General features: G+C 62.8%; 26 protein-coding genes. 23 read left to right on the top strand and 3 right to left on the bottom strand.

The window, feature by feature from the left end:
* Positions 1-55 precede the first annotated feature (55 nt).
* Positions 56-826 carry a sulfite exporter TauE/SafE family protein gene (locus tag NKI67_RS04695; protein WP_352450835.1) on the top strand — a complete coding sequence of 257 codons (771 nt, stop codon included), beginning with the start codon at positions 56-58 and terminating at the stop codon, positions 824-826.
* Positions 827-866: 40 nt separating this feature from the next.
* On the opposite strand, the gene NKI67_RS04690 is transcribed toward NKI67_RS04695, so the two are convergent.
* The gene (locus NKI67_RS04690; RefSeq protein ID WP_352644563.1) at positions 867-1,418 is read right to left on the bottom strand and encodes a DUF2269 family protein; all 552 of its coding nucleotides are present in this window, start codon (positions 1,416-1,418) and stop codon (positions 867-869) included.
* Positions 1,419-1,997: 579 nt separating this feature from the next.
* Between NKI67_RS04690 and rcdA the strand changes: the two genes are divergently transcribed.
* Positions 1,998-2,525, top strand: coding sequence for a protease adaptor protein RcdA (gene rcdA / locus NKI67_RS04685; RefSeq protein WP_352569592.1), 528 nt, complete (start codon positions 1,998-2,000; stop codon positions 2,523-2,525).
* Positions 2,526-2,563: 38 nt separating this feature from the next.
* Here the strand turns inward: rcdA and NKI67_RS04680 are convergent, their stop codons facing one another.
* Positions 2,564-2,881, bottom strand: a complete 318-nt coding sequence (locus tag NKI67_RS04680) for a winged helix-turn-helix transcriptional regulator (RefSeq protein WP_245274745.1) — start codon at positions 2,879-2,881, stop codon at positions 2,564-2,566.
* A gap of 192 nt (positions 2,882-3,073) precedes the next feature.
* Between NKI67_RS04680 and NKI67_RS04675 the strand changes: the two genes are divergently transcribed.
* From NKI67_RS04675 to ftsH, 16 genes are all read left to right on the top strand, one after another.
* Positions 3,074-3,928, top strand: coding sequence for an SDR family oxidoreductase (locus NKI67_RS04675; RefSeq protein ID WP_023678005.1), 855 nt, complete (start codon positions 3,074-3,076; stop codon positions 3,926-3,928).
* A gap of 265 nt (positions 3,929-4,193) precedes the next feature.
* Positions 4,194-4,706: a crossover junction endodeoxyribonuclease RuvC gene (ruvC, locus tag NKI67_RS04670; protein ID WP_023678004.1), complete on the top strand. Its 513-nt coding sequence runs from the start codon at positions 4,194-4,196 to the stop codon at positions 4,704-4,706.
* A gap of 56 nt (positions 4,707-4,762) precedes the next feature.
* Positions 4,763-5,032 (top strand): AbrB/MazE/SpoVT family DNA-binding domain-containing protein, encoded by a 270-nt coding sequence (locus NKI67_RS04665; protein ID WP_023678003.1) that lies wholly within the window; start codon positions 4,763-4,765, stop codon positions 5,030-5,032.
* Positions 5,010-5,432, top strand: a complete 423-nt coding sequence (locus NKI67_RS04660) for a type II toxin-antitoxin system VapC family toxin (protein ID WP_023678002.1) — start codon at positions 5,010-5,012, stop codon at positions 5,430-5,432. Before NKI67_RS04665 ends, NKI67_RS04660 begins: the two co-directional genes overlap by 23 nt.
* Before the next feature lie 13 nt (positions 5,433-5,445).
* Entirely contained in the window at positions 5,446-6,066 is a 621-nt protein-coding gene (gene ruvA / locus NKI67_RS04655; RefSeq protein ID WP_023678001.1) for a Holliday junction branch migration protein RuvA, read from the top strand.
* Positions 6,067-6,106: 40 nt separating this feature from the next.
* Positions 6,107-6,391 (top strand): AbrB/MazE/SpoVT family DNA-binding domain-containing protein, encoded by a 285-nt coding sequence (locus tag NKI67_RS04650; protein ID WP_023678000.1) that lies wholly within the window; start codon positions 6,107-6,109, stop codon positions 6,389-6,391.
* Positions 6,392-6,437: 46 nt separating this feature from the next.
* Positions 6,438-7,478: a Holliday junction branch migration DNA helicase RuvB gene (gene ruvB / locus NKI67_RS04645; protein ID WP_352644561.1), complete on the top strand. Its 1,041-nt coding sequence runs from the start codon at positions 6,438-6,440 to the stop codon at positions 7,476-7,478.
* Positions 7,479-7,605: 127 nt separating this feature from the next.
* A complete protein-coding gene (gene ybgC, locus NKI67_RS04640; protein WP_023677998.1) occupies positions 7,606-8,076 on the top strand; it encodes a tol-pal system-associated acyl-CoA thioesterase in 471 nt (156 codons plus the stop codon).
* 296 nt (positions 8,077-8,372) lie between these two features.
* The gene (gene tolQ / locus NKI67_RS04635) at positions 8,373-9,083 is read left to right on the top strand and encodes a protein TolQ (protein WP_023677997.1); all 711 of its coding nucleotides are present in this window, start codon (positions 8,373-8,375) and stop codon (positions 9,081-9,083) included.
* A 9-nt stretch (positions 9,084-9,092) separates the two neighbouring features.
* Positions 9,093-9,551, top strand: a complete 459-nt coding sequence (gene tolR, locus NKI67_RS04630) for a protein TolR (protein WP_023677996.1) — start codon at positions 9,093-9,095, stop codon at positions 9,549-9,551.
* Between the two features lie 7 nt (positions 9,552-9,558).
* Positions 9,559-10,716 (top strand): cell envelope integrity protein TolA, encoded by a 1,158-nt coding sequence (gene tolA, locus NKI67_RS04625; RefSeq protein WP_352644558.1) that lies wholly within the window; start codon positions 9,559-9,561, stop codon positions 10,714-10,716.
* A 78-nt stretch (positions 10,717-10,794) separates the two neighbouring features.
* Entirely contained in the window at positions 10,795-12,066 is a 1,272-nt protein-coding gene (gene tolB / locus NKI67_RS04620) for a Tol-Pal system beta propeller repeat protein TolB (protein WP_245274748.1), read from the top strand.
* A gap of 298 nt (positions 12,067-12,364) precedes the next feature.
* Positions 12,365-12,871: a peptidoglycan-associated lipoprotein Pal gene (gene pal / locus NKI67_RS04615; RefSeq protein WP_023677992.1), complete on the top strand. Its 507-nt coding sequence runs from the start codon at positions 12,365-12,367 to the stop codon at positions 12,869-12,871.
* Between the two features lie 188 nt (positions 12,872-13,059).
* Positions 13,060-14,169, top strand: coding sequence for a tol-pal system protein YbgF (ybgF, locus tag NKI67_RS04610; protein ID WP_352589950.1), 1,110 nt, complete (start codon positions 13,060-13,062; stop codon positions 14,167-14,169).
* 57 nt (positions 14,170-14,226) lie between these two features.
* The gene (gene tilS / locus NKI67_RS04605) at positions 14,227-15,696 is read left to right on the top strand and encodes a tRNA lysidine(34) synthetase TilS (protein ID WP_352644673.1); all 1,470 of its coding nucleotides are present in this window, start codon (positions 14,227-14,229) and stop codon (positions 15,694-15,696) included.
* Positions 15,697-15,802: 106 nt separating this feature from the next.
* Entirely contained in the window at positions 15,803-17,728 is a 1,926-nt protein-coding gene (gene ftsH, locus NKI67_RS04600) for an ATP-dependent zinc metalloprotease FtsH (RefSeq protein WP_023677989.1), read from the top strand.
* A 584-nt stretch (positions 17,729-18,312) separates the two neighbouring features.
* Here ftsH and NKI67_RS04595 read toward each other — a convergent pair.
* On the bottom strand, positions 18,313-18,975 hold the full coding sequence (locus tag NKI67_RS04595; protein WP_502909322.1) for a hypothetical protein: 663 nt from the start codon (positions 18,973-18,975) through the stop codon (positions 18,313-18,315).
* A gap of 874 nt (positions 18,976-19,849) precedes the next feature.
* Here NKI67_RS04595 and glmM point away from each other — a divergent pair.
* The 5 genes from glmM to serA all read left to right on the top strand — a co-directional run bounded on the left by glmM (position 19,850) and on the right by serA (position 26,408).
* On the top strand, positions 19,850-21,202 hold the full coding sequence (gene glmM / locus NKI67_RS04590; protein ID WP_031213285.1) for a phosphoglucosamine mutase: 1,353 nt from the start codon (positions 19,850-19,852) through the stop codon (positions 21,200-21,202).
* 226 nt (positions 21,203-21,428) lie between these two features.
* On the top strand, positions 21,429-22,268 hold the full coding sequence (locus NKI67_RS04585; protein WP_352454888.1) for an outer membrane protein: 840 nt from the start codon (positions 21,429-21,431) through the stop codon (positions 22,266-22,268).
* Positions 22,269-22,502: 234 nt separating this feature from the next.
* Positions 22,503-23,252 (top strand): outer membrane beta-barrel protein, encoded by a 750-nt coding sequence (locus tag NKI67_RS04580; protein WP_352644554.1) that lies wholly within the window; start codon positions 22,503-22,505, stop codon positions 23,250-23,252.
* Positions 23,253-23,434: 182 nt separating this feature from the next.
* Positions 23,435-24,610: a phosphoserine transaminase gene (locus NKI67_RS04575; RefSeq protein WP_352644552.1), complete on the top strand. Its 1,176-nt coding sequence runs from the start codon at positions 23,435-23,437 to the stop codon at positions 24,608-24,610.
* 199 nt (positions 24,611-24,809) lie between these two features.
* Complete coding sequence (gene serA, locus NKI67_RS04570; protein WP_352644550.1) at positions 24,810-26,408, top strand: phosphoglycerate dehydrogenase; 1,599 nt, start codon at positions 24,810-24,812, stop codon at positions 26,406-26,408.
* The last annotated feature ends 35 nt before the right edge of the window (positions 26,409-26,443 follow it).

Raw genomic sequence — 26,443 nt, 5'->3', positions numbered from 1 at the left:
CCTGACCATTTCTGGTCTATTCCAGAGTTCAACTTTCCCTCCAGCGTCCCTTCCCATGTCAGGCCTGCTCGTCGATCCCTGGTTCTATGCCGCGGCCATTCCGGCCGTCATCCTCGTCGGCCTGTCGAAAGGCGGCTTCGGCGGCGCCGTCGGTTTTGTCGGCGTGCCGTTGATGGCGCTGACCATGCCGCCGGTTCAGGCTGCCGCAATTCTTCTACCAATTCTGTGCCTGATGGACATTGTCTCGGTGTGGACGTGGTGGGGTATCTTCGACCGCAAGATGCTGGCCGACATGATGCCGGGCGCCGTGATCGGCATTGCCCTTGGCTGGCTGACGGCGGCACTTGTAACCGAAGAGATGGTGCGGCTGATCGTCGGCGCGGTTGCCCTGATCTTCGTGCTGCGCTGGCTCTATTTGCAGCTCCGCCACGGTGCCGGCCACGCGGCGGAGCCCAACCGCGTCGCCGCGGGCTTCTGGGGTACTGTTGCCGGGTTCACCAGCTTCGTCGCCCATGTCGGCGGCCCGCCTTTTCAGGTCTATGCGCTGCCCATCAGGCTCGATCCGAAGGTGCTGTCGGGCACCGCGGCGATCTTTTTCGCCGTCACCAATGCGCTGAAGCTCATCCCTTATTTCGCGCTCGGCCAGTTCGATACCACCAATTTGACTGCGTCGGCGGTGCTGATGCCACTGGCGCCGCTGTCGACAATCGCCGGTGCCTGGCTGGTGCGGAGGATGCGGCCGGAGCTGTTCTATCCCTTCACCTATGCGACCGTGGCGGTCGTCGCGGTCAAGCTTCTGTGGGACGGCATCGCCGGCCTCCTGTAAGACGGCGGCCCCATTCGGCCGCCGCCGGATTCCTTACACCTCAGGCGGCACTCGGCAGCAGCTGCCGCGTCCTGCCAAGCGCCAGGGCAATGCCGGTTGCCAGCACGAACGCCATGCAGCCCAGAATGGTGATGTCGTGCAGCGTCGGCTTCAGCACCATGTCCGCGATGATCACCAGCATCACCGAATAGTCGAAGCGCGCGGCGCTGAGGACGCGCTGGCCCTGGGCAAGCACTGCCGGCGTCACGCCCTCCTTGGCGATCATGCCTGCCATGCGGTCGGCAGTCGGCTTGAAGATGAACATGCCGATGCAGAAGGTCGTCGCATAACCGGCAAGGCCGATCAGCACCCACAGATCGGAAAAGCCGACCCAGAAGCCGCACATGATGAGGCCGAAAAGCAATGTCAGCATCGACATCGGCGCGAAGAACCGGTTGCCGAGCTCGCCGGTGGCGCGCATCGCCTGCAGCATGCCTTCGACGTTTCCAGCGCGGTCGGCGCGTACCGCGAGCAGCATCAGCGTGAAGCCGCCGCCGACCCAGAGGAACGCCGAGACGATGTGCAGAAATTTAACGGCCGAGTACCAGTCCATTGTTCGCTCCTTGAGAGATTGTCATGATTGCCGGAGCGCAAGGTTTGCTCCGCCTCGTTGCGAGGAACGGGCGTTTAGCGCGGCGCCTGTTTCGGAACGATGTCGCGCGCAGTGCCGTTTTGTTTCGGTAAGCCGGTCACCATTTGGAGGAAACCATGGCGCAAGCGTCGCCCCTACTTTCCAGGCGGTGGTGTGAACGGCGCCGTGGCCAGTCAGCTGTGCTGTTACGGCACAGTTGCTGGGCGCTTGATCGAAAAATATGCCCCGCGTTAAGGCTTCGTTAAGCTTTACAGGCGTTTACTATGTCCATCCAGTGATCTGGATTCTTACCGAGTGGTTGGAGCCACTTTGTTTGACGCCTCCCTGTTAAACTCCTGAGAGCCGCCTTATCCGCGGCTCTTTTTTTGTGCGCCGGCATGGGCGTCCTTCCGGCTAAATGCGGCCGTTAACCGTTTGTTAAACATGTGCTTGCCTTCGCTGGCAGCGAAGCGCATTTTCAAGCTTCAGTCGTTTAGGCTGCCGGATATGGCGGCCAAGAGCCGAATCGGCCGGCTGTCAGGCAAGTGCAGGGGCGTAGCGATGAACGAGCCTTCGAAGGCGAGCGCGAAAACCATCAAGCTGGCGGAGCGCCGGGTTTTCTCCCAATCCTTCAAGCCGCTCTATCAGGAAGGCATGGGCCTGGTCGAGCAGGCGGCCGAATATCTCGACGGCAAGGGCCGCGCCGAGGCCAAGAAGCTGTCGAGGCTGGCGGCGACGCTTTATGCGGCCGAATCGATGCGGCTGACTACCAGGCTGATGCAGGTCGCCTCGTGGCTGCTTTTGCAGCGGGCGGCGAATTCCGGCGAGATGACCCGCGATCAGGTGGCCTCAGAAAAATCCAAGGTGCGTCTCGACACCGCCTCCGCGCATGAGGAGGCGCCCGGCTGGGCCGAGCTGCCGAAGGATTTCATCGACCTCGTCAACCGTTCGCTGCGGCTGCAGGCGTTGGTGCGCCGGATGGACGAGGAGATCTATGGCGGCCTCGCCGAGGTGCCGCCGTCGAGCCGTCGCGTCAATCCGGTCTCAGACCAGATCACGCTGCTAAACACGGCTTTCGCCCGCGGCTGAGAGAACGTTTCATAATTCTACTCCGGCGACCATCTAGACTAACCGCGAAGGGATGGGCTCGCGATCATCAGGCGGGGAGAATCACGCAGCAGCAGGCGCGATCCGACCTCCACGATAGACCTGATCGCTGGGAGCAGCTCCTGCCCCAATGACGTCAGCTCATACTCCACGGTCGGGGGCGATGTCGGCATCACGTGGCGTGCGAGGACGCCGCGCTCCTCGAGATCGCGCAACCTGCCGGTCAGCACCTTCGCCGAAATGGCTGGGATATCGCGGCGCAATTCGGAGAACCGGCGCGGGCCGTCGCTCAAGGACCAGAGCACCTCGGGTGTCCAGCACCCGCCAAGCAGCGCCATGCACCTCGACATTGGGCAGCCGGGAAGCGCCTTCACCTTCGTTCGCATCCTGAGGACCATCGCGCATCTTCCATGGGAGTTTCCAGTTGGTTACCGGAAAATGATGGTAACTACAAGATACGTGGTTTCCGATGGTAACGAGAGCCGCTATCTGAGGCTCTCAATCCATCCAACCACGAAATGGACAGAACGATGTACGCAATAACTGGAGCAACAGGACAGCTTGGCCGTCTCGTGATCGACGCACTGCTGAAGACAGTTCCGGCCAGCCGGATCGTTGCGGCGGTTCGTGATCCGGCAAAGGCCAGCGATCTTGTCCAACGCGGCGTAGTCGTGCGGGAGGCGGACTATAATCGTCCCGACACGCTCCCGATGGCGCTGGCCGGCGTCGATAGACTGCTGCTGATTTCCTCGACCGAAGTCAGCGGCCGCTTGCCGCAGCATCGGTCAGTGATCAAGGCCGCCCAACGGGTGGGGGTTTCGCTGATCGCTTACACGAGCATGCTGCATGCGGACACGTCTCCCGCGAGGCTCGCGGTCGAACATCGGCAGACGGAGGAGGTCATCGCGGCCTCCGGCCTACCCGCCGTCATCCTGCGCAACGGCTGGTACACCGAGAACCATCTGATGGCGCTCCCGGCGGCTCTGGAGCACGGCGCCTTCATCGGCGCCGCAAATGAGGGGCGCTTCTCGTCCGCGGCGCGGCAGGATTATGCCGAGGCCGCGGCCGTGGTGCTGACGAGCGAGGATCAAGCAGGGAGGACTTACGAGCTCGCCGCGGACCAAGCCTTCACGCTCGCCGAGCTTGCGGCGAAGGTCTCGCGGCAATCGGGCAAAGCGATCGCCTACAACGATCTTGCCGGGGCGGCCTATGAGGGTGTGTTGACAGGCGCCGGGCTGCCCGCCGATCTCGCCGCTATCCTGGCCGATGCCGACATTGCAGCCTCACGCGGAGCGTTGTTCGATGACGGCGGCGCCATGAGCCGGCTGATCGGTCGACCGACAACGCCACTGGAGAGCGTCGTTGCGGCAGCATTGCGCGGTTGAAACCGAGATGGCTGTCACATCCGCCAAAGGATCAGAGGACCGTCTGTCGCTCGCGCCAACAGTTATTCAAACGGCTAGACTAGCGCAGCCTTCTGCGCTTCCGGTGCTCGCGTACTTATGTACGCTCCGCTCCGGTTCTCGAAAACCACGCTATCTGTCTCGCCAGAGCGAATTCTCAAACATTCTCTAAACCAGACTCGGCTTGCTGTTTCTGGTTTGTTCACATTTCGCTGGCATCGCTGCTCGCCGGGGTTAAAGTTGACGGATGGGGGAAGCGATTCGCATCATCGGCATCGATCCAGGGCTGAGGCGCACCGGCTGGGGCATAGTCGAAAGCCTCGGCAATTCGCTTCGCTTCGTCGCTTCCGGCACGGTGCGGTCCGACGACAAGGCCGCGCTGGCGGTGCGTCTTTGCCAGTTGCATGACGGGCTCGCCGAGATCCTGCATGCCGCGATGCCGCACGAGGCGGCGGTCGAGCAAACTTTCGTCAACAAGGACGCGGCGGCGACGCTGAAACTCGGCCAGGCACGCGGCATCGCCATGCTGGTGCCGGCGCGTGCCGGCCTTGTCGTTGCCGAATATGCGCCAAACGCCGTCAAAAAGGCGGTGATCGGCGTCGGCCATGGCGACAAGAAGCAGATCCACATGATGGTCAAGGTGCTGATGCCGAAGGCGACTTTCGACAGCGACGACGCCGCCGACGCGCTGGCTATCGCCATCTGTCACGCGCATCACCGGCAGAGCATCGCCTACAGGATGGCGGCGCTGGCCGGATAAGTATGTTCTTGACTTGTTCTCCAGTGGGCAATAAGTAATACCAACGAGGTATTACCATGCGCGTTACCACCAAGGGCCAAGTGACCATCCCGAAGGAAATACGGGATCATCTGGGTATCGGCCCGGGCTCGGAGGTGGAGTTCGTCCCCACCGAGGACGGGGCTCGTGTCATAGCCGTCGACGAAAACATGTCGGAGGAGGAAGCCTCGCGCAGATTCAGCCAGATGCTCGATCGTATGGCCGGTACGCTGGATCTGGGAGGCATGACGACGGACGAATATATGGAATGGCTGAGGGGCCCACGTGAAGATCTCGACATTGATTGACACAAATGTCCTGATCGACGTTTGGGGTCCTGCCGGACGGGAGACGAAATGGTCGGCATCCGCGATTACCGCATGCCGGCGCGACGGCGCACTTGTTATCAATGCAATCGTCTGGTCCGAACTCGCGCCGTTGATTGCGACCGAACAGGCTCTTCGTCAAGCAGCCGACATGCTCAAGATGGATCGCGAATTCCTGCCGTGGGAAGCAGCCTTCCTCGCCGGTGTCACGCATTCCCGCTATCGCCGCGCCGGCGGCATTCGCGAACGAACGCTGCCGGATTTCTTTATTGGAGCCCATGCGGTTGTCGCCGGGCATCGCCTGCTGACGCGCAATGCCGCGCGCTATCGCGGCTATTTCCCGGACCTCGATATCATCTCTCCGGAAACCCACCCGGCATGATCGGCACGCTCAAATGATCGGCAAGCTAAAAGGCACGCTGGATGAGATCGACGAGGATTTCTGCATCGTCGACGTGCATGGCGTCGGCTATGTCGCCTACTGCTCGGCGCGCACGCTGGCGGCATTGCCGCGGCCGGGCGAGGCGGTCGTGCTGTTCATCGAGACCTATGTGCGCGAGGACATGCTGCGGCTCTATGGGTTCCAGTCGGTGCTGGAGCGCGAATGGTTCCGGCTGTTGATGAACAATGTGCAAGGCGTCGGCGCCAAGGTGGCGCTGGCCATCCTGTCGACGCTGGCGCCGGCCGATCTCGCCAATGCGATTGCGTTGCGCGATATCGCCATGGTCAGCCGTGCGCCGGGCGTCGGCAAGAAGGTGGCGGAGCGCATCGTCACCGAATTGAAGAACAAGGCGCCGGCCTATGCGGGCACTGCCTCCGGCACCATCGGCCTGAAGCAGGAGCTCGGCGAGGGCGTCGCCTCGGCGCCGATCACCGACGCCGTCTCGGCGCTGGTCAATCTCGGCTATTCGCGCGACACCGCCGCCAATGCGGTGGCGGCGGCGCTGAAGACGGCAGGCGAGGAGGCGGACGCGTCGAAGCTGATCCGCTTCGGGCTGAAGGAGCTGGCACGGTGAGACGTTGCCCGACAAATAAATTCCGACTAGGAACAAGAGCATGGTCGGATATGCAAGCTTGACCTCCAGGGGGCAGCTTACGATTCCAAAGAAAGTCCGGAACGAGTTGTCGCTCAAGTCAGGCGATACTGTTGCGTGGACGGTCGTGGATGGTCTCCTGATAGGAACGCCGCGCAATCTCGAATTTGCCGACCTCGCTGGATTTCTAGGCGATCCACCTGACGGGCCTGCTGCGCTGGAACAGATCGACGCGGTGGTAAGAGATGCAGTGGGCCGCCATGTTGTTGGCGAGGAGCACGGCGACGAACGAGAGGGTGCCGGGTGACGTTGATCGGTATCGATACAAACTTTTTCTTTCGGGCGGTATGCGCATGAGCCTTTCGCCACGCCTCATTGCTCCCGACAGACGCGGCGAGGACGCCGAGCAGACCTTGCGGCCGCAGACGCTTGGCGACTTCGTCGGCCAGGCGGCGGTGCGGGCCAATCTCAAAGTGTTCATCGAGGCCGCCAAGGGGCGCAGCGAAGCGCTCGACCATGTGCTGTTCGTCGGCCCGCCCGGCCTCGGCAAGACGACGCTGGCGCAAATCATGGCGCGCGAGCTCGGCGTGAATTTCCGCTCGACCTCGGGTCCGGTCATCGCCAAGGCCGGTGATCTGGCGGCGCTGCTCACCAACCTCGAAGACCGCGACGTGCTGTTCATCGATGAGATCCACCGGCTCAACCCGGCGGTCGAGGAAATCCTCTATCCGGCGATGGAGGATTTCCAGCTCGACCTGATCATCGGCGAGGGGCCGGCGGCGCGCTCGGTCAAGATCGACCTGGCCCGCTTCACGCTTGTCGCCGCCACCACCCGGCTCGGCCTGTTGACCAACCCGCTGCGCGACCGCTTCGGCATTCCGGTGCGGCTCAATTTCTACTCGGTCGAGGAACTCGAGCAGATCGTGCGGCGTGGCGCCCGCATCCTTGCCATGCCGCTCGGCGACGACGGTGCTTTGGAGATCGCCCGGAGGGCGCGCGGCACGCCGCGCATCGCCGGCCGGCTGATGCGCCGGGTGCGCGACTTCGCCAGCGTTGCCGGCGACGGCCATGTCGACCGCAAGGTCGCCGACGAGGCGCTGACGCGGCTGGAGGTCGACGGGCTCGGCCTCGACGCGCTCGACCGCCGTTATCTATCGATGATCGCACGGAATTTCGGCGGCGGGCCGGTCGGCATCGAGACCATCGCGGCCGGGCTTTCCGAGCCACGCGATGCCATCGAGGACATCATCGAACCCTTTCTGATCCAGCAAGGCTTCATCATGCGTACCCCGCGCGGCCGCGTGCTGGCGGCCAATGCCTGGCGGCATCTCGGCCTCGACGCGCCAAAGGACCTGGCGCAGCAGCAGATCAGCCTGTTCCAGGAAGAACCCTAAGTTCCGCTACTTATGGCTCGGTGCTGGCAGTTCCCCGGCCCAGCCCTCCAGGTCTTGATCATCGCCGGTCTATGCGCAAAACAGGTGTTGCTTGAAACAGGGCCTGTCGGGCCAAAAGGACAGCGCAATGGACGATCACGGTGAATCGGCATTGTCCGCCGGACTTTCCGGCGCGCTGACGGAATTCGGCCATCGACTGATGGCGCGGGTCTATTATGCAGACACCGATTTTTCCGGCGTCGTCTACCACGCGCGCTATCTCGAATTCTTCGAGCGCGGCCGGTCCGACTATCTGCGGCTGGCCGGCGTCCACCACACCGAGCTTGCCGACGGCAAGCATGGCGAGAAAATAGTCTGGGTGGTGCGGCGCATGGAGATCGATTTCCGCGGTTCGGCCCGCATGGATGACATCCTGACCATCGATACGCGCACCGACGAGATTTCCGGCGCCCGCATCGTCATGGCGCAGCAATTGAAGCGCGGCAGCGAAGTGCTGGTCGAGGCGCGTGTCGAAGCGGCGATCGTCGGCGAGAACGGGCGGCCGCGGCGCTTTCCCAAGGACTGGATCGCAGCCTTCATGCCCAGAACGCGCAAATAAAGGTTCAGAGGCGGACGATCCCGGAGCTCCCGGTCCAGGCCAGAATCGCGAGGCGGCCTATCAGGGCGCGGCAATGCGCCGCGCTGTACGTCCTAACCCATCCTTAACCATAACGGTCCATGAAGGGATTGGTTAAGATTGGGAGAATCCAAGCGCCTTCCTTTCACCAATATTTGCCCCGAAAAGGCCGCCAACGGTGCATTTGGGGTTATTCCGCAAGCCTAACGCGAACGGACCACAAGGGATGCCCATGGGCCAGCCGCCAGCCACGCCCGGAAAATCTTTAAGGACGTAACATGGAAAACATCGCTCTCGCCGAACCGGGCGCGCATTTATCGATTTGGGCCTTGTTCATGCAGGCCGGTTGGGTGGTCAAGCTGGTCATGATCGGGCTGCTTGGTGCCTCGATCTGGACCTGGGCGATCATCGTCGACAAGCTCGTCGCCTATGCCCGCATGCGGCTGGCGCTCAACCGCTTCGAACAGGTGTTCTGGTCGGGGCAGTCGCTGGAAGAGCTTTACCGCACGCTCGCCGACCGCAAGACGACCGGCATGAGCGCGATCTTCGTCGCCGCCATGCGCGAATGGAAGAAGAGCTTCGAGAAAGGCGCGAAATCGCCACTCGGCCTGCAGACCCGCATCGACAAAGCGATGGATCTGGCGCTGACCCGCGAGATGGAAAAGCTTGAAGGGCGGCTCGGCTTTCTCGCCACCACCGGCTCGGCGGCGCCCTTCATCGGCCTGTTTGGCACGGTTATCGGCATCATGACCTCGTTCCAGGCGATCGCCGCCTCGAAGAACACCAGCCTATCGGTGGTCGCGCCCGGCATCGCCGAAGCGCTGCTGGCGACGGCCATCGGCCTGCTCGCCGCAATCCCGGCCGTCATCGCCTACAACAAGCTGTCGTCCGACGCGAGCAAGATCGCGGTGCGCATGGAAGGGTTCGCGGATGAGTTCTCCGCCATACTCTCGCGCCAAATCGATGAAAAAGTCGCGCAGAAGGCTTGAGGAACGATCATGGGAATGTCTGTAGGCGCGGGTGGCGGAGGGCGCGGTGGTCGAGGCCACAGGCGGCGCGGCCGCCATCACGCGATGATATCGGAAATCAATGTCACGCCGATGGTCGACGTGATGCTGGTGCTGCTGATCATCTTCATGGTCGCCGCACCCATGTTGACGGTCGGCGTGCCGGTCACCCTGCCGGAGACGAAGGCCAAGGCGATGAACGCCGATACCCAGCCGATTACGATTACGATCGACGGCACAGGCAAGATCTTCGTGCAGGAGACCGAAATCCCGCAGGAGGAGCTGATCGCCAAGCTGAAGGCGATTTCTAAGACCGGCTACGAAGAGCGCATTTACGTCAAGGGCGACAAGACCACCAATTATGGCGACGCGATGGTGGTGATGGGTCTCATCCAGGACGCAGGCTACAAGAACCTCGGCCTGATTACACTGCCGAAACAGGATCAATAAACGCGAGATGAGGACCGGCCTCACCACATCGGTGATTTTGCATACGGTGGCGATCGCCTTTGGGCTGTTCACCCTGTCGGCGCCGGCTGCGCTTCCGTCGTCCGATGTCGAGTCGGTCGCAGTGGACATTGTGCCGATGGAGGCCGTCTCGCAGGTTTTGCAGGGCGACAAGAAAGCCGTGATGCACGAAAGGCCGGCGCCGCTGCCGACACAGCGTCCCGACATCGTTCCCGATGCCCAGAAAGTCGGAGAAAACAGCGTCGATACCGACAAGCCGCCGACGCCTGAGGCCAAGCCCAAGCCGGTCGACATGACGGCGGCTCCGCCACCTGCGCCGACGCCGGTCGAAAAGCCCAAGCCCGAGGACGTGCCGAAGCCGCCGGAAAAGCCGAAGCCTATTCCCGCAACGGAGGTAGCGCCGGTGCCGCAGCCGAAGGAAGAGGTCAAGCCCGAACCGGTCAAGCAGACCGAACCCAAGCCGACGCCGGCCAAGGAGCCGACGCCCACGCCGCCGCAGGACAAGACCGCCGCAATCGATCCGCAGCCCGAGGTCAAGCCGGATGCCGTCGCCGAGGCGATTGCCAAGCAACCGCCGACCGAGGAGGCGCAGCTTCCGGACTCGGCGCCTGCGCCTGAGGCTCGGCCGAAGCCGCAGCCGGCCCAGGCTGAAAGCGCGAAGGCGCCGGAGCGCAAGGACGCCGACAAGCCGGTCAAGGAAGCCTCGTCCAAGCCGAAATCGGACGACAAGCAATTCAATGCCGACGAGATCTCGGCTCTGCTCGACAAGCGCAAGCCGTCCGGCGGCGGCGCCAAGCGCTCGACCCAGCAGGCATCGCTCGGCGGCGAGAAGGACCAGGGCCAGAAGCTTTCGAAATCGGAGCAGGGGGCATTGGAGGCCCAGCTTGGTGGTTGCTGGACGCTTCCGGCAGGGCTCGAGGGTTCGGAGAATTTCGTCGTCGTGGTCCGGTTTAATCTGGACGCCTCCGGCAAGCTGGATGGCCGGCCGAGCGTTGAAAAGTCGAGCGGAAACCGCCCGTTTGACGAAAGTGCAGTGCGCGCGGTTCAGAAATGCGATGTGGCCGGCTTGCAGGTTCCGGCGGGCAAGCAAGACATCTGGTCCGACGTTCGGGTCACTTTTGACCCCAGGGAGATGCTCGGTCTTTAGGCCCGGCGCTCACAGAATCAGCGAAAGAAGCGAGAAGACATGAAATCCATCCTCAAGCCGCTCCTGACGATCGCAGCGATGGCGCTGGGTATGACTGTTGCTGTCACCCTGCCGGCGCGGGCGCTCGTGGAGCTCAACGTCAATAAGGGCAATGTCGAGCCGTTGCCGATCGCCATCACGGACTTCCAGGGCGGCGATGCGCTCGGCGCCGAGATTTCCGGCATCGTCAGTGCCGACCTGAAACGCTCCGGCCTGTTCGCGCCGATCGACAAAAGCGCTTTCATTGAAAAGATCTCGAACCCGGATGCCACGCCGCGCTTCGAAGACTGGAAGGTGATCAATGCGCAGGCGCTGGTCACCGGCAGTGTCGGCAAGGAGGCTGACGGCCGCATTCGCGCCCAGTACCGGTTGTGGGACACGTTTGCCGGCCAGCAGATGTCGGGCGAGCAGTTCTTCGCCAACGATGCCAATACCAGGCGCGTCGCCCATATCATCGCCGATGCGATCTACGAGCGGCTGACCGGCGAGAAGGGCTATTTCGACACGCGCGTTGTCTTCATCGACGAGTCCGGTGCCAAGAATGCGCGCAAGAAGCGGCTTGCCATCATGGACCAGGACGGCGCCAACGTCCGCTATCTCTCGAACGGCAAATCGATCGTGCTGACGCCGCGCTTCTCGCCGAACCGGCAGGAAATCACCTACATGTCCTATGAAAGCGGCCAACCGCGGGTGTATCTTTTGCAGATCGAGACGGGGCAGCGCGAGCTGGTCGGCAATTTCCCCGGCATGACGTTTGCGCCGCGCTTTTCGCCGGACGGCCAGAAGGTAATCATGAGCCTGCTGCGCGATGACGGCAATTCCAACATCTTCGCCATGGATCTGAGAAGCCGCTCGACGACCAGGCTCACCAACTCGACCGCCATCGACACCTCACCGTCCTATTCGCCTGACGGCAGCAAGGTGGTGTTCACCTCGGATCGCGGCGGCCGCGCGCAGATCTATGTGATGGGCGCCGACGGCTCGGGCCAGACCCGCATCTCGTTCGGCGACGGCGTCTATTCGACGCCGGTGTGGTCGCCGCGCGGCGATCTCATCGCCTTCACCAAGCAGACCGGCGGTGAATTCCAGATCGGCGTCATGCGCACCGACGGTTCGGGTGAGCGCATCCTGTCCACCGGCTTTCAGCAGGAAGGGCCGACCTGGGCGCCCAACGGCCGGGTGCTGATGTTCTTCCGCGATTCCAATGGCGGACCAAAACTTGTTTCGGTCGATCTCACCGGCCGCAACGAACAGTCGATCCCGACGGCGAACTTCGCCTCGGATCCGGCCTGGTCGCCGCTGCTCGAATAGTCCCGGGCAAGGATGTTCAACTCGAGCATCCTTTGCTCCCAGTTGCACGCCGGCAACGGTGCCCGAAAAGCGCCGTTTCCGGCCTGTTTTCCACGTGTCGGTCGCGTTTTGGCCGCATTTCCGCCTACGGTCCGCGCTCATTGTGGCTCATCGGGGTGGCTCCTCAGGATATCCCCTGCATAAGGGCTGCGGACGGCAGCCGAAACCAAATTTTAACCGTGTTTCTTGAGCGCCGGTTAACCCAAACGTGGTTACTGGACGATCAATGAAATCACTCGAATTGCGAAGGAGAGGCGGCATGGGCCGTATCGCAGCACTTACCACAAACCCGGTCATGATCGCGCTGGTCGCGATGCTCGCGATCACCGGTTGCGCCTCGAAGAAGACGCCGAACAGCGCCGCCGATCTCGGCCTCAACGGCGCCGGCGCGGCAACGCCCGGGTCGGCCCAGGACTTCACCGTCAACATCGGCGACCGCATCTTCTTCGACACCGATTCATCCTCGATCCGCGCTGATGCGCAGACGACTCTGTCGCGCCAGGCGCAGTGGCTGAACCAATACAAGCAGTACGCCATCGTCATCGAAGGCCATGCCGACGAGCGCGGCACGCGCGAATACAATCTGGCGCTCGGCGCCCGCCGTGCTGCCGCCACACGCGACTTCCTGGTCGCTAAGGGTGTTTCGGCGCAGCGCCTGAAGACCATTTCCTACGGCAAGGAGCGTCCGGTCGCCGTTTGCGACGACATCTCCTGCTGGTCGCAGAACCGCCGCGCCGTGACCACCCTGGGCGGCGCCGGTTCTTGATCGGCATAAATGCAACACTTGGTGCGAAAGGCGGCCAAAAGGCCGCCTTTTTCATATCTCCTCGCTCCAAACAAAATTTGGCCGAAGTCTCACGTCCTGTTAAGAGCCGAGAGCGTCTGGCTAGTCCCCAGTTGACTGGTCTACTTCGAATGAGAGGCGCGCAACAATGGTTTCACGGCGAGAGGCACATGCATTTCAGATCGGTCTTGAGCGGCACGCTTGCGCTGCTGCTCGTATCAAGTATCGCGGCACTTGCTGACGGGGCAAACGGCACCGGGCAGTCATCGGAAAGCGGTTTTTCCTTCCACCTGCCGACGATCAAACTGCCCGGCATTTTCGGCGAAAAGAAAAAGCCGGATCAGGTTCAATTCGCGCAACAGGATGGCACCGGCACTCCGGCGCTGGAGGAACAGCTCCGGCAGATGAATGGCAAGATCGAGGAACTCAATTTCCAGGTCCTGCAGATGCAGGAGCAGATCCGCAAGCAGCAGGAAGACAACGAATTCCGCTTCCAGCAGTTGGAAGGCGGTCCGCAAGGCGCGCAGCAGCCGGCCGAGCAGAAGAAGTCCGAGGCGGCGCCTAGCAGCGACAGCCCCAACGGCGACAGTAACGTGGCGGAGGCGCCGGGGACGCCGGCTCCGGCCGATGCGGGCAAGGCGGCAGACGGCGACAAGAGCGTCGAGGACGTCATCGTCGAATCGCCCAACGGCGATCCCGGCAAGCTGATCCCCGGCGCGCCGCCCAAGACGTTCGGCACCATCACCGTCGACAAAAACGGCAATGTCGTCGAAGCCGACGGCAATGCGCAAGCGAATGCGCCGCAGCAGAATACGGCCCCAGCCAACGGCGCCAGCGCAGCCGGCAACAAGGCCGGTAAATCCGATGATACGGTGGTCGCGGCACTCCCGTCGACCAACGATCCGGAAGAGCTTTACCGCAATTCTTACCAGTTCATCCTGTCGGGCGACTACAGCACCGCCGAACAGGGCTTCCGCGACCATATCGCCCGTTTTCCCAAGGACGCCAAAGCGGCGGACGCGCATTACTGGCTTGGTGAATCGCTGCTCGGCCAGCAGAAATACCGCGATGCGGCCGAGACTTTCCTCGCTGCCAGCAAGGACTATCCCAAGGCCAAGAAAGCGCCAGACATGCTGCTGAAACTCGGCGTTTCACTGGTCGGGCTGAAGCAGCGCGACGTGGCCTGTGCCACTTTCAGCGAGATCGGCAAACGCTACCCCGATATTTCCGGCGCGCTCAAGGAGCGGGTCAAGCAGGAAAGGGCGCTCGCGGCGTGCTAGTTTTTCCTTTGCATGTCGTTGCCGCAAAACCGGGCCCACTTTTGGGCGACATGCATGATGCTCGACACCGAGCCTGACCTTCCGGATTTTTCGCGGATCGACTTTTCCAACGGCGCTGTTGCGGCCGTGTCCGGCGGCAGCGACTCGACCGCCCTTCTCCTCCTCCTCAAAGCCCATCTCGACCGTACCGCCCCGGCAACGAAATTGCTGGCGGTGACGATCGATCACCAATTGCGGCCGCAAGCGGCAGCGGAAGCGCAAGCCGTGGCCAGGCTGTGCGCGGCGCGCGGCATTGCCCATCGCATCCTCGCCTGGTCGGGGCACAAACCATCGACCGGCCTGCCCGCCGCCGCGCGCGAGGCGCGCCACCGGCTGCTCGCCGAAGCTGCCGAAGCGGCAGGCATCGGCCTGATCCTGACCGGCCACACCGCCGACGACCAGGCCGAGACAGTGCTGATGCGGCAAGCGCGCGACAAGTGGGCGCGTGACGAGTGGGCGCATGACGAGCGGCCAAGTGATGGAGGGCCAAGTGATGAAGGGCAAAGCGACGATGGACCGCGCGACGAACGGCGGGGCCTTGCCGGCATGGCGCCGGCAACCCTCTACGAGTGGCGGCACTGGATCGTGCGGCCGCTGCTCGGCATAAGGCGTGCTGAGCTGCGCGAATTCCTGCGGCGTGAACAGGTTGCCTGGATCGAAGATCCGACCAATGCCGACACCGCTTTCGAGCGGCCGCGCGTCCGCGCAGCACTTGCCGAAGGCGATGGTAGGCCTCGCGTGGCTGAAGCGATAGCGCTGGCCAGAAAGGCGGCGGCCGAGCGTGAGCAGTTAGGACATCGCGCGGCCATGCTGATCCGCAGCTTGGCCTCCAGGCCGGCCGCCGGCCTCGTCCGCCTCGATCGGGATTTTGCGACGGCCGCCGACAGCCGGGCGGCCATTTATGCGCTGCGCATCCTGCTGGCGGCGACCGGCGGCACCGCCTTCCTTCCCGACCAGGCCCGCAGCGAAGCCCTTTTCGGCCGGTTCCGCACTGGGCCGCTTTGTGCCACATTGTCGCGGACCGTGATCGATGCCCGGCGTACCGGTATCTTTCTGCATCGCGAATTGCGCGATCTGCCGCCCGCTGTCGAGGTTTCCGACAATGCGCTTTGGGATGGCCGCAGACGGATCACATTGGGCGACAGTTCAGGTGCATTGTTGATCGCGCCGCTGTTGGTAGCACCGCTCGGGGCGGCTCTTGCCGCAAAGCGGGCAATTGAAGGGCATGGCACGCCGGCAAGCCTTGTACGTGCCGCCTTGGCCGCCGAGCCGGCGCTATGGCAGGATGGCGAATGCCTTGGTTTGCCCGGGGAAGGCCCGATGCCGGCGGCTGTCGCCGCATATCCGGCAGTCGCGCCCTTCGCCCGTTTCCTGCCGTCCTTCGATCTGGCGCCGGCCGATGCCATCGCCGCCTTGCTTGGCGCGGCGCCGGTTCCAGCCGTGCCATTCGGCGGCCACAGTGCCGGCCTACCACGGGCGAAAGCTTAACCGAGACCTGCTGTTATGCTTGGCAATGGGAGACGCTCTCCCTATGTTAGGGCCAAGTTTCCTCTCACGACGCGTGTCCGCCCAGCGGGCGCCAACGGGACAATTGATGAATCCGAATTATCGCAACCTCGCGCTCTGGGCGATCATAGCGGTCCTGCTCATCGCTCTCTTCAATCTTTTCCAGACGCCGCAGACGCGTGGAGCCTCGAGCGATGTTCCCTATTCGCAGTTCCTGCAGGAAGTCGCGGCGGGACGGATCAAGTCGGTGACCATCGCCGGCGCCCGTATCTCCGGCAATTACACGGACAGTTCCAACGGCTTCCAGACCTATTCGCCTGGGGACCCGTCGCTGGTTTCGCGGCTGCAGGACAAGAACGTCACCATCAATGCGCGTCCTGAATCCGACGGCTCCAATTCGCTGTTCGGCACCCTGATCTCCTGGCTGCCGATGATCCTCATCCTCGGCGTCTGGATATTCTTCATGCGCCAGATGCAGTCCGGTTCCGGCCGCGCCATGGGCTTCGGCAAGTCGAAGGCCAAGCTTTTGACCGAAGCACATGGCCGCGTCACCTTCCAGGACGTCGCCGGCGTCGACGAAGCCAAGGAAGATCTGGAAGAGATCGTCGAGTTCCTGCGCGACCCGCAGAAATTCCAGCGGCTCGGCGGCAAGATCCCACGCGGCGTGCTGCTCGTCGGTCCTCCCGGAACCGGCAAGACGCTGCTCGCCCGCTCGGTCGCGGGTGAAGCCAACGTGCCGTTCTTCACCATTTCGGGCTCGGACTTCGTCGAGATGTTCGTCGGCGTCGGCGCAAGCCGCGTCCGCGACATGTTCGACCAGGCCAAGAAGAACGCGCCTTGCATCATCTTCATCGACGAAATCGACGCGGTCGGCCGCCATCGCGGCGCCGGCCTCGGCGGCGGCAATGATGAACGCGAGCAGACGCTGAACCAGCTGCTGGTCGAGATGGATGGCTTCGAATCCAACGAAAGCATCATCCTGATCGCCGCCACCAACCGGCCAGACGTGCTCGATCCGGCGCTGCTGAGGCCGGGCCGCTTCGACCGCCAGGTGGTGGTGCCGAACCCCGACATCGTCGGCCGCGAGAAGATCCTGAAAGTGCATGTGCGCAACGTGCCGCTGGCGCCCAATGTCGACCTCAAGGTGATCGCGCGCGGCACGCCGGGCTTTTCCGGCGCCGACCTGATGAACCTGGTCAACGAATCCGCCCTGATGGCGGCGCGGCGCAACAAGCGCCTCGTCACCATGGCCGAATTCGAGGACGCCAAGGACAAGATCATGATGGGCGCCGAGCGCCGCTCGTCGGCGATGACGCAGGCCGAGAAGGAGCTGACCGCCTATCATGAGGCCGGCCATGCCATCCTGGCGCTCAACGTGCCGTCGGCCGATCCGCTGCACAAGGCGACCATCATCCCGCGCGGCCGGGCACTCGGCATGGTCATGCAGCTCCCGGAAGGCGACCGCTATTCGATGAGCTACAAATACATGATCTCGCGCCTCGCCATCATGATGGGCGGCCGTGTCGCGGAGGAGTTCAAATTCGGCAAGGAGAACATCACCTCCGGCGCCTCCTCCGATATCGAGCAGGCGACCAAGCTGGCGCGTGCCATGGTGACGCGCTGGGGCTTCTCCGACAAGCTCGGCCATGTCGCCTATGGCGACAACCAGGAGGAGGTGTTCCTCGGCCATTCGGTGGCGCGCACGCAGAACATCTCGGAAGAGACGGCGCAGATCATCGACGCCGAAGTGCGCCGGCTGATCGACGAGGCCTATTCGACGGCAAGGTCCATCCTGACCAAGAAAAAGAAGGAATGGATCGCGCTGGCGCAGGGCCTGCTCGAATACGAGACGCTGTCCGGCGAGGAGATCAAGCAGCTGATCGCCGGCAATAAGCCCGCGCGCGACCTTGGCGACGACACGCCGCCGAGCCGCGGCTCGGCCGTGCCGAAGTCCGGCCGCCGCAAGAAGGGCCCCGAGCCCGAAGGCGGCATGGAACCCCAGCCATCAAGCTAGGCTCCGGCCCAGGACAGATCGACTTCGAAACGCCGCGGCTCTAACCGCGGCGTTTTCTCTTGGGGAATGCGACCCTTCCTGCATCGCTGGAAATTGGCGAAAGTGACGATGACGGCCAATCTCCCCCCTCGTGGGGAGATGTCCGGCAGGCCAGAGCGGGGCGCGAAGGAATGGGGCCTTCTATCGTCCTCGTTGACGACTTCGGGAAGATCGACAAGGCGCGCCGGAGAATGAAGTTCGCATTTTTTGCCGACGGCGCCACATTTTGTTCTTGCTTTGTGCCGGCAGGTATGCTACTAATCTGAGGTATGGTGCCAATTGGCGCCGCCGACCCGCCCACGGAGGCGGGTTTTTTATTTCAGGCTCCTTTTCGACCAAGCGTCGCGCGTGCTGGCGACCATCGATGTCGGCGGGACAGGGCCCTGGACAGTGCCCCTCTGTCCTGCCGGACATCTCCCCCACGAGGGGCAGATTGGCAGCGGCGCCGCTTGCGCGCGGATGGCGCTCCTCGCACGTGTTCGGCAGCAAAAAAAGCCCGCGAACCTTGCGGCTCGCGGGCTCATGTCGTCGGATGGTGGCGCCGGTCAGCTCTTCAGCTTGGCGTTGCAGAGGCTGTAGAAGCCGCCGCCTTTCTGGATCCACCTGAGGCCGCCCAGCGTGTTGGCGTCCTTGTTGGCGTAGTAGAGGTCGAGGCAGGTGTGCATGCGGCCCTTGGCCGGGGTCTCGGTTGCATACTTCTTGGAGATCGCCGTCGGGAATTTCACGCCCTGGGGGGCGGTGATGGTCGGCGGTTGCGGATCGCCGGTGTACTTGGCATCGGGAGCCGGCAGGGTGTCGTCGTCGGCTGCGCCGGCGCCGCATTGGCTCTTGCGGAAGTCGTTCCACTTCATGCCATTCAGCGTGTTGCCGGCCTTGGCAGCCTGATATTTGGCGCTGCAATCCGCCATGCTGAGGCCTTTGCCGGTATCGGTCGCGGCGGCTGTCGTCGCCTTGGCAGGTGCCGCGGCAGGCTGTGCGGCTGCAGTTGCGCCGGCGACGCATTCACTCTTGCGGAAGTCGTTCCATTTCATGCCGTTGAGCGTGCCGGCAGCCTTGGCGGCCTGGTATTTGGTGCTGCATTCCTTGGCCGTCAGCCCAGGCGCCGCGTCATCGCTGCTGGCCGCCGCTGCTTTGGTCGTGGCGGCGGGTTGTGCGGCTGCCGTCGCGCCGGCGGCGCACTGGGTCTTGCGGAAATCGTTCCACTTCATGCCGTTGAGCGTGCCGGCAGCCTTGGCGGCCTGGTATTTGGTGCTGCACTCCTTCCCCGTCAGGCCCGGCGCCGCATCGTCGGCGGCGGCTGCCTTGGTCGTGTCGGCGGCCTTGGCCGTGGCTTTGGCTGGCGCGGGTTCGGTTGTAGCGGCGGTGGCATCGGTGCCGCATTGGGCCTTGCGGAACTGGTTCCAGTTCTGCCCGCCAAGCGTTCCCGCATCCTTGGCCGCGTTATACTTGGTGCTGCACTCGGCCATGGTCAGCGCATTGGCAGGCGCCGCCAGGAATAAGGTCGCGACGGCAAGACCCGTCAAAGTGGCAAGTCGGTGGATGAGCATGCGTTTTCTCCCTACGGCGGTTCATGATATGTCCCAGTGCAGCAATAGCGCTCAACGGCTGGTTGCGCCAGATGCTAAGTAGCGTAGAGACAAATTTAGAAGTGCATTCTTTTCTTTAAGGTGATGAATTCGTTGCCGGGACTGTCTCCCGGCCAAGTTCGTCCGGGTGCATTGCACGGAGAGCGCGCATATGGCTGGTTCCCAGCGAGGACACTGCGTCGCATGACAGCCAGTCAAATCGGCGGGTGCGGCGGACCTGAGCCTACCGCTGTCTGGAGCAGCACGATGCGGATTCGGGTTCAAGGCCACACTGGCACAGACCAAAGGATCCAGATGAGGTTTGAGTTGACGTTTCTGATGTTGCTGCCGCAACAAGGGCTCGGAACTTGAAAATCAACACACTAGCGTGACGCAAAACACACAAAACAATAATTTTCTAAGGATTGGTCGTCCATAATCATACAATGTGATGACGGGGCTTGGGCCATTTTATGGCATGAGATGCTCGGAAAGAACCATCGGGAAGCTGGCGAACATGGCAGGACACTATTTCGGTACGGACGGCATTCGTGGGCGCGCCAACAAGTTTCCAATGACGGCGGAGGTCGCCATGCGGGTCGGCATGGCCGCCGGCCTCTCGTTCCAGCGCGGCAGCCACCGCCACCGCGTCGTGCTCGGCAAGGATACCAGGCTTTCCGGCTACATGATCGAGAACGCCATGGTGTCCGGCCTGTGCGCCGCCGGCATGGATGTCTTCCTGCTCGGCCCGATCCCGACGCCGGCTGTTGCCATGCTGGTGCGCTCGCTGCGCGCCGATATCGGGGTGATGATCTCTGCCTCGCACAACCCCTATTACGACAACGGCATCAAGCTGTTCGGCCCCGATGGCTATAAGCTGTCCGATGAGATCGAGGAGCGTATCGAGGGGATGCTCGACAAGGATATCGAACTGGCGCTCGCCGATTCCGATGGGCTCGGCCGCGCCAAACGCGTCGACGGCGTGCATGACCGCTATATCGAATTCGCCAAGCGCACGCTGCCGCGCTCGATGTCGCTGTCGGGCCTGCGCATCGTCGTCGATTGCGCCAATGGCGCCGCCTACAAGGTGGCGCCCGACGCGCTGTGGGAACTCGGCGCCGAGGTCGTTGCCATCAATGTCGAGCCCAACGGCTTCAACATCAACAAGGAATGCGGCTCGACTCATCCGGCCGGCCTGCAAAAGAAGGTGCACGAGGTGCGCGCCGATATCGGCATTGCGCTCGACGGCGATGCCGACCGCGTCGTCATCGTCGATGAAAACGGCGCGATCGTCGATGGCGACCAGATCATGGCGCTGATTGCCGAGTCCTGGCACCAGAGCGGACGGCTGGCCGGCGGCGGCGTCGTCTCGACGGTGATGTCCAATCTCGGCCTCGAACGCTTCCTCGGCGACATGAACCTGCAGTTGCATCGCACCAAGGTCGGTGACCGCTATGTCGTCGAGCACATGCGTGCCCATGGGCTCAATGTCGGCGGCGAACAGTCGGGCCACATCGTGCTGTCCGATTTCTCGACTACCGGCGACGGGCTCGTCTCGGCGCTCCAGGTGCTCGCCTGCATCAAGCGGCATAACCGGCCGGTCAGCGAACTGTCGAAGAAATTCGAGCCGGTGCCGCAGCTTTTGAAGAATGTGCATATTTCCGGCGGCAAGCCGCTGGAGGAGGCGCCGGTCAAGGCGGCGATCGAAGATGCGCGCAATCGCCTCGGCAAGGCCGGGCGCCTGGTCATCCGGCCATCCGGCACGGAGCCGCTCATCCGCGTCATGGCGGAGGGCGACGACCCGCAGCTTGTCGAGTCCGTGGTCAACGACATCGTCGAGGTCATTTCGGAAACGCGCAGCGCCGCCTGATTTCCCTCCAACATCGGTTCAAAAGCCCGCCTTGCCGGCGGGCTTTTTTATTGGGTCGCGGCCAGCTCCGCCTGCAGCAACGGCCGCCAGATTGCTCCACTTTTAGAGATTCGTGGTTAATCAATACGGTTAAACGCCTTTTAACCTTTCCGATTCATTATCCACAACTGAAGTCAATCACATTTCGGGCGCGTTCGCCGTTCGAGGGTTCTCAGGGGTGATAAGCATGTTCAACACAGCAAGAATGGCTCTCCTGGCCGCGCTGTTTGCCGGCGCCGGGCCGGCATTCGCCGCCGATTTCGTCGAGCCGCCCGTCGTCGAGGAGGCGCCGCCACCGGTTGCCTACGAGCAGCCGGCCGACTTTGGCGGCTGGTATATCCGTGGCGACATCGACTATCACTGGTCGAAGTTTCGTGGTGGCGACTACATCACCTACGGTGTGGCGCCCCAGAGTCCCGGCAAGTTCGATACAGGCAAGCTGGATGGCGCCTTCTCGGCCGGCGGCGGTGTTGGTTACCAGATCGACGAGCATTTCCGCACCGATCTCACCTTGGACTGGATGAGCAAGTCCAAATTCCGCGGCTCGACCAACGGCTTCTGCGGCGTATTACAAACCCCTTGCACATCCGTCGACACCTCGTCCTATTCGGCGCTGCTGCTCTTGGCCAACGCCTATGTCGACATCGGCACCTGGCATGGCGTCACGCCTTATGTCGGTGCCGGCATCGGCGGCGCCTGGGTTAAGTGGGATACACTCCACAACGTCGATGATGACGGCGAGTTCGAGCATCACGGCGGCAAAGGCTGGCGTTTTGCTTATGCTGCCATGGCGGGCGCCTCCTACTGCCTGACCGACCGCGTCAAACTCGACGTCGGCTACCGCTTCAGCCACATCAATGGCGGCAAGATGTTCGACTACGCTTCGGATAGCAATGTCGGCCCGGGCTATGACCGCGGCATCAACGTGCACGAAGTGCGCGGCGGCCTGCGCTACCAGTTCGGCAGGTCGGACTGCGCGCCGCCGGAGCCTTACGTCCCGGAACCCGAGCCGGTCTACACGAAGTAGTCGCTTCGAAATCGAGGAATTCGTCGACCGCCCGGCTGATGCCGGGCGGTTTCGTTTGGCTGCCTAAAAATGCTGCGTTGCCCTGTAACACCGTCCAGCTCGAGGAGCGAAAACGGATCAAATCAATTGCTAACGCCTTGTTATCCTTAACCCGCACTTAACCACTATGGTTAACAATGCTGTCTGAAACGGCGCGCGCGATCGCGAATGCGCCAAGTTCGGGAGCCGAGGACTATGACATCCAAATCGCCTGTAGCACTGGCGCTTGCAGCAGTCGTCCTGATGCCGCTGACGCCGGCGCTTGGCGCCGATTACGATCCGCCGGTCTATGTCGACCAGGCGCCCGACTATGTACCGGTCGAGGTTGGCTCGGGATGGTATCTGCGCGGCGATGTCTCCTATCTGGTGCAGAAGAGCTTCAAGGATGAGGATTTCGCCTTCACGCCCGCGAGCTTCGACGAAAAGGAAGATCCCATCTTCGCCAGCATCGGCTTCGGCTACCATTTCAACGACTATCTGCGCGCCGATCTCAATGTCGGCTATCTTCCCGGCAACAAGATCGACGTCGGCTATAACGACGGAACGACCGTGGCATCGGCGACCCTGAAGAACTATGCCTTCTCAGGCATACTCAACGGCTATGTCGACCTTGGCACCTATGTCGGAATCACACCTTATCTCGGCGCCGGTGTCGGTGTCGCACAGAGCAAGCGTCGCCTGTCGGCGAGCTACTTCACCGACAACGCCGACCCCACCGACGATTTCGTCCGGCATGACAACAAGACCCAGTACTCCTTCGCCTACACGCTGAATGCCGGGCTTGCGTACCAAGTGTCCAAGAACGTCTCAGTCGATCTGGGCTATCAGTATTTTTCCGCGCCAGACGCCGAATATGTGACTGCCGAGAGTCTGACTTCTTTTCCGATCCGCAAAGGGATCAACAATCATCAAGTCAAAGTCGGACTACGCTACGATCTCTGGTAGGCTCGATCGAAGCCGAGGCGTTGACAATGGCGGGTCGCAGGCCCGCCGTTTGCGTTTCGCCCCCGGCAATATCCTGACAGCGACAAAAACTTTCCCCTTGACGCCGAAAGCCTGAACGCATATCGCCATCCGTGGGCCACCCCTCCCCAACGAGGGGCCACTATCTGGAAGGATAGACCACGATGACCACGCATACGAAGCCCGGATTCCGTCCGGCAAATCGCAATTTTTCCTCAGGTCCCTGTGCAAAACGCCCCGGCTGGTCGGTCGAGGCGCTCAAAAATGCCGCGCTCGGGCGCTCGCACCGCGCCAAGATCGGCAAGACCAAGCTCGAACAAGCGATCGAGCTGACCCGGGAAATCCTCCAGGTTCCGGCGGATTACCGCATCGGCATCGTGCCGGCCTCGGATACCGGCGCGGTCGAAATGGCGCTGTGGTCGCTGCTCGGCGAACGCGGCGTCGACATGGTCGCCTGGGAGAGCTTCGGCTCCGGCTGGGTCACCGATGTGGTCAAGCAGCTGAGGCTCGCCGATGTTCGCAGGTTAGAGGCGGACTACGGCGCACTGCCGGACCTGACCAAAATCGACTTCGACCGCGACGTGGTCTTCACCTGGAATGGCACGACGTCGGGTGTGCGCGTGCCCAACGGCGATTTCATCCCGGCCACCCGCAAGGGCCTGACCATCTGCGACGCTACTTCGGCGGCCTTTGCGCAACAGCTCGATTTCAGGAAACTCGACGTTGTCACCTTCTCCTGGCAGAAGGTGCTGGGCGGTGAGGGCGCGCACGGAATGCTGATCCTCAGCCCGCGCGCCGTGGAACGCCTGGAAAGCTACAAACCGGCCTGGCCGCTGCCGAAGATCTTCCGTCTCACCTCGGGCGGCAAGCTGATCGAAGGCATCTTCAAGGGCGAGACGATCAACACGCCGTCGATGCTGTGCGTCGAGGACTATCTCGACGCGCTGCGTTGGGCGAAGTCGATTGGCGGCCTCGACGCGCTGGTCACCAGAGCGGATGCCAATGCCGCCGTTCTCGATCGCTTTGTCGGAAAATCTTCCTGGCTCGGCCATCTTGCCGTAGACCCGGCGACGCGTTCGAACACATCGGTCTGCCTTTCCTTCACCGATCCGGATGTCGCTGCACTCGACGCCGATGGACAGGCTGCGTTCGCCAAGGCAATTGTCTCGGTGCTCGACAAGGAAGGCGTCGCCTACGACATCGGCGCCTACCGCGATGCACCGCCCGGCCTGCGCATCTGGTGCGGCGCGACAGTCGAGACCTCCGATCTCGAAGCGCTGCTGCCCTGGCTCGACTGGGCCTTTGCCGCGCAAAAGGCGTCGCTCAAAGCGGCGGCCTGACTCCCTCCCCCTCGAGGGGAGGGTGGCCCGAAGGGCCGGGTGGGGTCGCCTCCACCCGCTCAACGATACGAGCTCAACGATACGCCATCCAGAAAAGAAAAGATTTTCGGCCGCGCCCGGCCGCAACAACCCCACCCCGGCGCTTCGCGCCGACCCTCCCCTCAAGGGGGAGGGACGCCAATCGCAAAGGACCAAGCCAATGCCCCGCGTTCTCGTCTCAGACAAACTTTCCACCACCGCCGTGCAGATCTTCAGGGATCGCGGCATCGAGGTCGACTATTTGCCGGATCTCGGCAAGGACAAGGAAAAGCTGCTCGAAGTGATCGGCCAGTATGATGGGCTGGCCATCCGCTCGGCGACCAAGGTCACGGAGAAGCTGATCAATGCCGCGACCAGGCTGAAGGTCGTGGGCCGCGCCGGCATCGGCGTCGACAATGTCGACATCCCGGCGGCGAGCCGCAAGGGCATCATCGTGATGAACACGCCCTTCGGCAATTCGATCACCACCGCCGAGCATGCCGTCGCCATGATCTTCGCGCTGGCCCGCCAGATACCGGAGGCCAACGCCTCGACCCACGCCGGCAAATGGGAAAAGAACCGCTTCATGGGTGTCGAGATCACCGGCAAGACGCTGGGCATCATCGGCTGCGGCAATATCGGTTCGATCGTCGCTGCGCGCGGCGTCGGCCTGAAGATGCATGTCATCGCCTTCGATCCATTCCTGTCGGACAGCCGCGCCGAGGAGCTCGGCGTCGAAAAGGTCGAGCTCGACGAGCTGTTCGCCCGCGCCGACTTCATCACGCTGCACACGCCGCTTACCGACAAGACGCGCAACATCATCGACGCCGCGGCGATCGCCAAGATGAAGACCGGCGTGCGTATCATCAACTGCGCCCGTGGCGGGCTGATCGTCGAGGCCGACCTGATCGCGGCGCTGAAGAGCGGCAAGGTGGCCGGCGCCGGCGTCGACGTGTTCGAGGTCGAACCGGCGGACAACAACGCACTGTTCGGCATGGAGAATGTCGTGGCGACGCCGCATCTCGGCGCGTCGACCACCGAAGCGCAGGAGAATGTCGCCCTGCATGTCGCCGAGCAGATGTCCGACTATTTGATCAAGGGCGCCGTTTCCAACGCCATCAACATGCCGTCGATCACCGCCGAAGAGGCGCCGCGGCTGAAACCTTTCGTCAAGCTTGCCGAAGTGCTCGGCGCCTTTGTCGGACAGGTCACCGAGGATCCGATCAAGGAGGTCGAGATACTGTTCGACGGCTCGACCGCGACGATGAACACGCGCGCGCTGATCAGTGCCACCCTTGCCGGGCTGATCCGGCCGCAGGTCTCCGACGTCAACATGGTGTCGGCGCCGATCATGGTGAAGGAGCGCGGCATTATCGTCGCCGAGGTCAAGCGTGACAAGTCGGGCGTGTTCGACGGCTATATCAAGCTGACGGTCAAGACCGAGCACAGGACGCGCTCGATCGCCGGCACCTGTTTCTCGGACGGCAAGCCGCGCTTCATCCAGATCAAGGGCATCAATCTCGACGCAGAGGTCGGCCAGCACATGCTCTACACGACCAATGCCGACGCGCCCGGCATCATCGGCCTGCTCGGCACGGTGTGCGGCGAGAACGGCGTCAACATCGCCAACTTCCAGCTCGGCCGCAACCGGCCGGGCGGCGATGCCATCGCATTGCTCTATCTCGATGCGCCGTTCCCGGAAAACGTGTTGGCGCAGGTGCGCTCGCACAAGTCGATCGACTCCGCCAAGCGGCTGCATTTCGATGTGGGGATAGCCTGAAATTCGGTCGCCCCGTGTGCAGCAGCACGCGGGGC

The organism is Mesorhizobium sp. M0408, assembly GCF_040321495.1.
Taxonomy (GTDB): Bacteria; Pseudomonadota; Alphaproteobacteria; order Rhizobiales; family Rhizobiaceae; genus Mesorhizobium.
Note: the sequence above shows the minus strand (reverse complement) of the source record. Positions and strands in the feature narration are given on the sequence as shown.

Excerpts from the sequence above, each read along its gene's own strand:
- NKI67_RS04650 (WP_023678000.1), top strand. The coding sequence starts at position 6,107 with ATGGTCGGATATGCAAGCTTGACCTCCAGGGGGCAGCTTACGATTCCA.
- tolQ (WP_023677997.1), top strand. The coding sequence starts at position 8,373 with ATGGAAAACATCGCTCTCGCCGAACCGGGCGCGCATTTATCGATTTGG.
- NKI67_RS04680 (WP_245274745.1), bottom strand. The coding sequence starts at position 2,881 with ATGGCGCTGCTTGGCGGGTGCTGGACACCCGAGGTGCTCTGGTCCTTG.
- ruvA (WP_023678001.1), top strand. The coding sequence starts at position 5,446 with ATGATCGGCAAGCTAAAAGGCACGCTGGATGAGATCGACGAGGATTTC.
- NKI67_RS04595 (WP_502909322.1), bottom strand. The coding sequence starts at position 18,975 with ATGAAGTGGAACGATTTCCGCAAGACCCAGTGCGCCGCCGGCGCGACG.
- serA (WP_352644550.1), top strand. The coding sequence starts at position 24,810 with ATGCCCCGCGTTCTCGTCTCAGACAAACTTTCCACCACCGCCGTGCAG.
- pal (WP_023677992.1), top strand. The coding sequence starts at position 12,365 with ATGGGCCGTATCGCAGCACTTACCACAAACCCGGTCATGATCGCGCTG.
- tolR (WP_023677996.1), top strand. The coding sequence starts at position 9,093 with ATGGGAATGTCTGTAGGCGCGGGTGGCGGAGGGCGCGGTGGTCGAGGC.
- ybgF (WP_352589950.1), top strand. The coding sequence starts at position 13,060 with ATGCATTTCAGATCGGTCTTGAGCGGCACGCTTGCGCTGCTGCTCGTA.
- NKI67_RS04580 (WP_352644554.1), top strand. The coding sequence starts at position 22,503 with ATGACATCCAAATCGCCTGTAGCACTGGCGCTTGCAGCAGTCGTCCTG.
- tolB (WP_245274748.1), top strand. The coding sequence starts at position 10,795 with ATGGCGCTGGGTATGACTGTTGCTGTCACCCTGCCGGCGCGGGCGCTC.
- NKI67_RS04585 (WP_352454888.1), top strand. The coding sequence starts at position 21,429 with ATGTTCAACACAGCAAGAATGGCTCTCCTGGCCGCGCTGTTTGCCGGC.
- tolA (WP_352644558.1), top strand. The coding sequence starts at position 9,559 with ATGAGGACCGGCCTCACCACATCGGTGATTTTGCATACGGTGGCGATC.
- ftsH (WP_023677989.1), top strand. The coding sequence starts at position 15,803 with ATGAATCCGAATTATCGCAACCTCGCGCTCTGGGCGATCATAGCGGTC.
- NKI67_RS04690 (WP_352644563.1), bottom strand. The coding sequence starts at position 1,418 with ATGGACTGGTACTCGGCCGTTAAATTTCTGCACATCGTCTCGGCGTTC.
- NKI67_RS04665 (WP_023678003.1), top strand. The coding sequence starts at position 4,763 with ATGCGCGTTACCACCAAGGGCCAAGTGACCATCCCGAAGGAAATACGG.
- glmM (WP_031213285.1), top strand. The coding sequence starts at position 19,850 with ATGGCAGGACACTATTTCGGTACGGACGGCATTCGTGGGCGCGCCAAC.
- ruvC (WP_023678004.1), top strand. The coding sequence starts at position 4,194 with ATGGGGGAAGCGATTCGCATCATCGGCATCGATCCAGGGCTGAGGCGC.
- rcdA (WP_352569592.1), top strand. The coding sequence starts at position 1,998 with ATGAACGAGCCTTCGAAGGCGAGCGCGAAAACCATCAAGCTGGCGGAG.
- ybgC (WP_023677998.1), top strand. The coding sequence starts at position 7,606 with ATGGACGATCACGGTGAATCGGCATTGTCCGCCGGACTTTCCGGCGCG.
- tilS (WP_352644673.1), top strand. The coding sequence starts at position 14,227 with ATGCTCGACACCGAGCCTGACCTTCCGGATTTTTCGCGGATCGACTTT.
- NKI67_RS04695 (WP_352450835.1), top strand. The coding sequence starts at position 56 with ATGTCAGGCCTGCTCGTCGATCCCTGGTTCTATGCCGCGGCCATTCCG.
- ruvB (WP_352644561.1), top strand. The coding sequence starts at position 6,438 with ATGAGCCTTTCGCCACGCCTCATTGCTCCCGACAGACGCGGCGAGGAC.
- NKI67_RS04675 (WP_023678005.1), top strand. The coding sequence starts at position 3,074 with ATGTACGCAATAACTGGAGCAACAGGACAGCTTGGCCGTCTCGTGATC.
- NKI67_RS04575 (WP_352644552.1), top strand. The coding sequence starts at position 23,435 with ATGACCACGCATACGAAGCCCGGATTCCGTCCGGCAAATCGCAATTTT.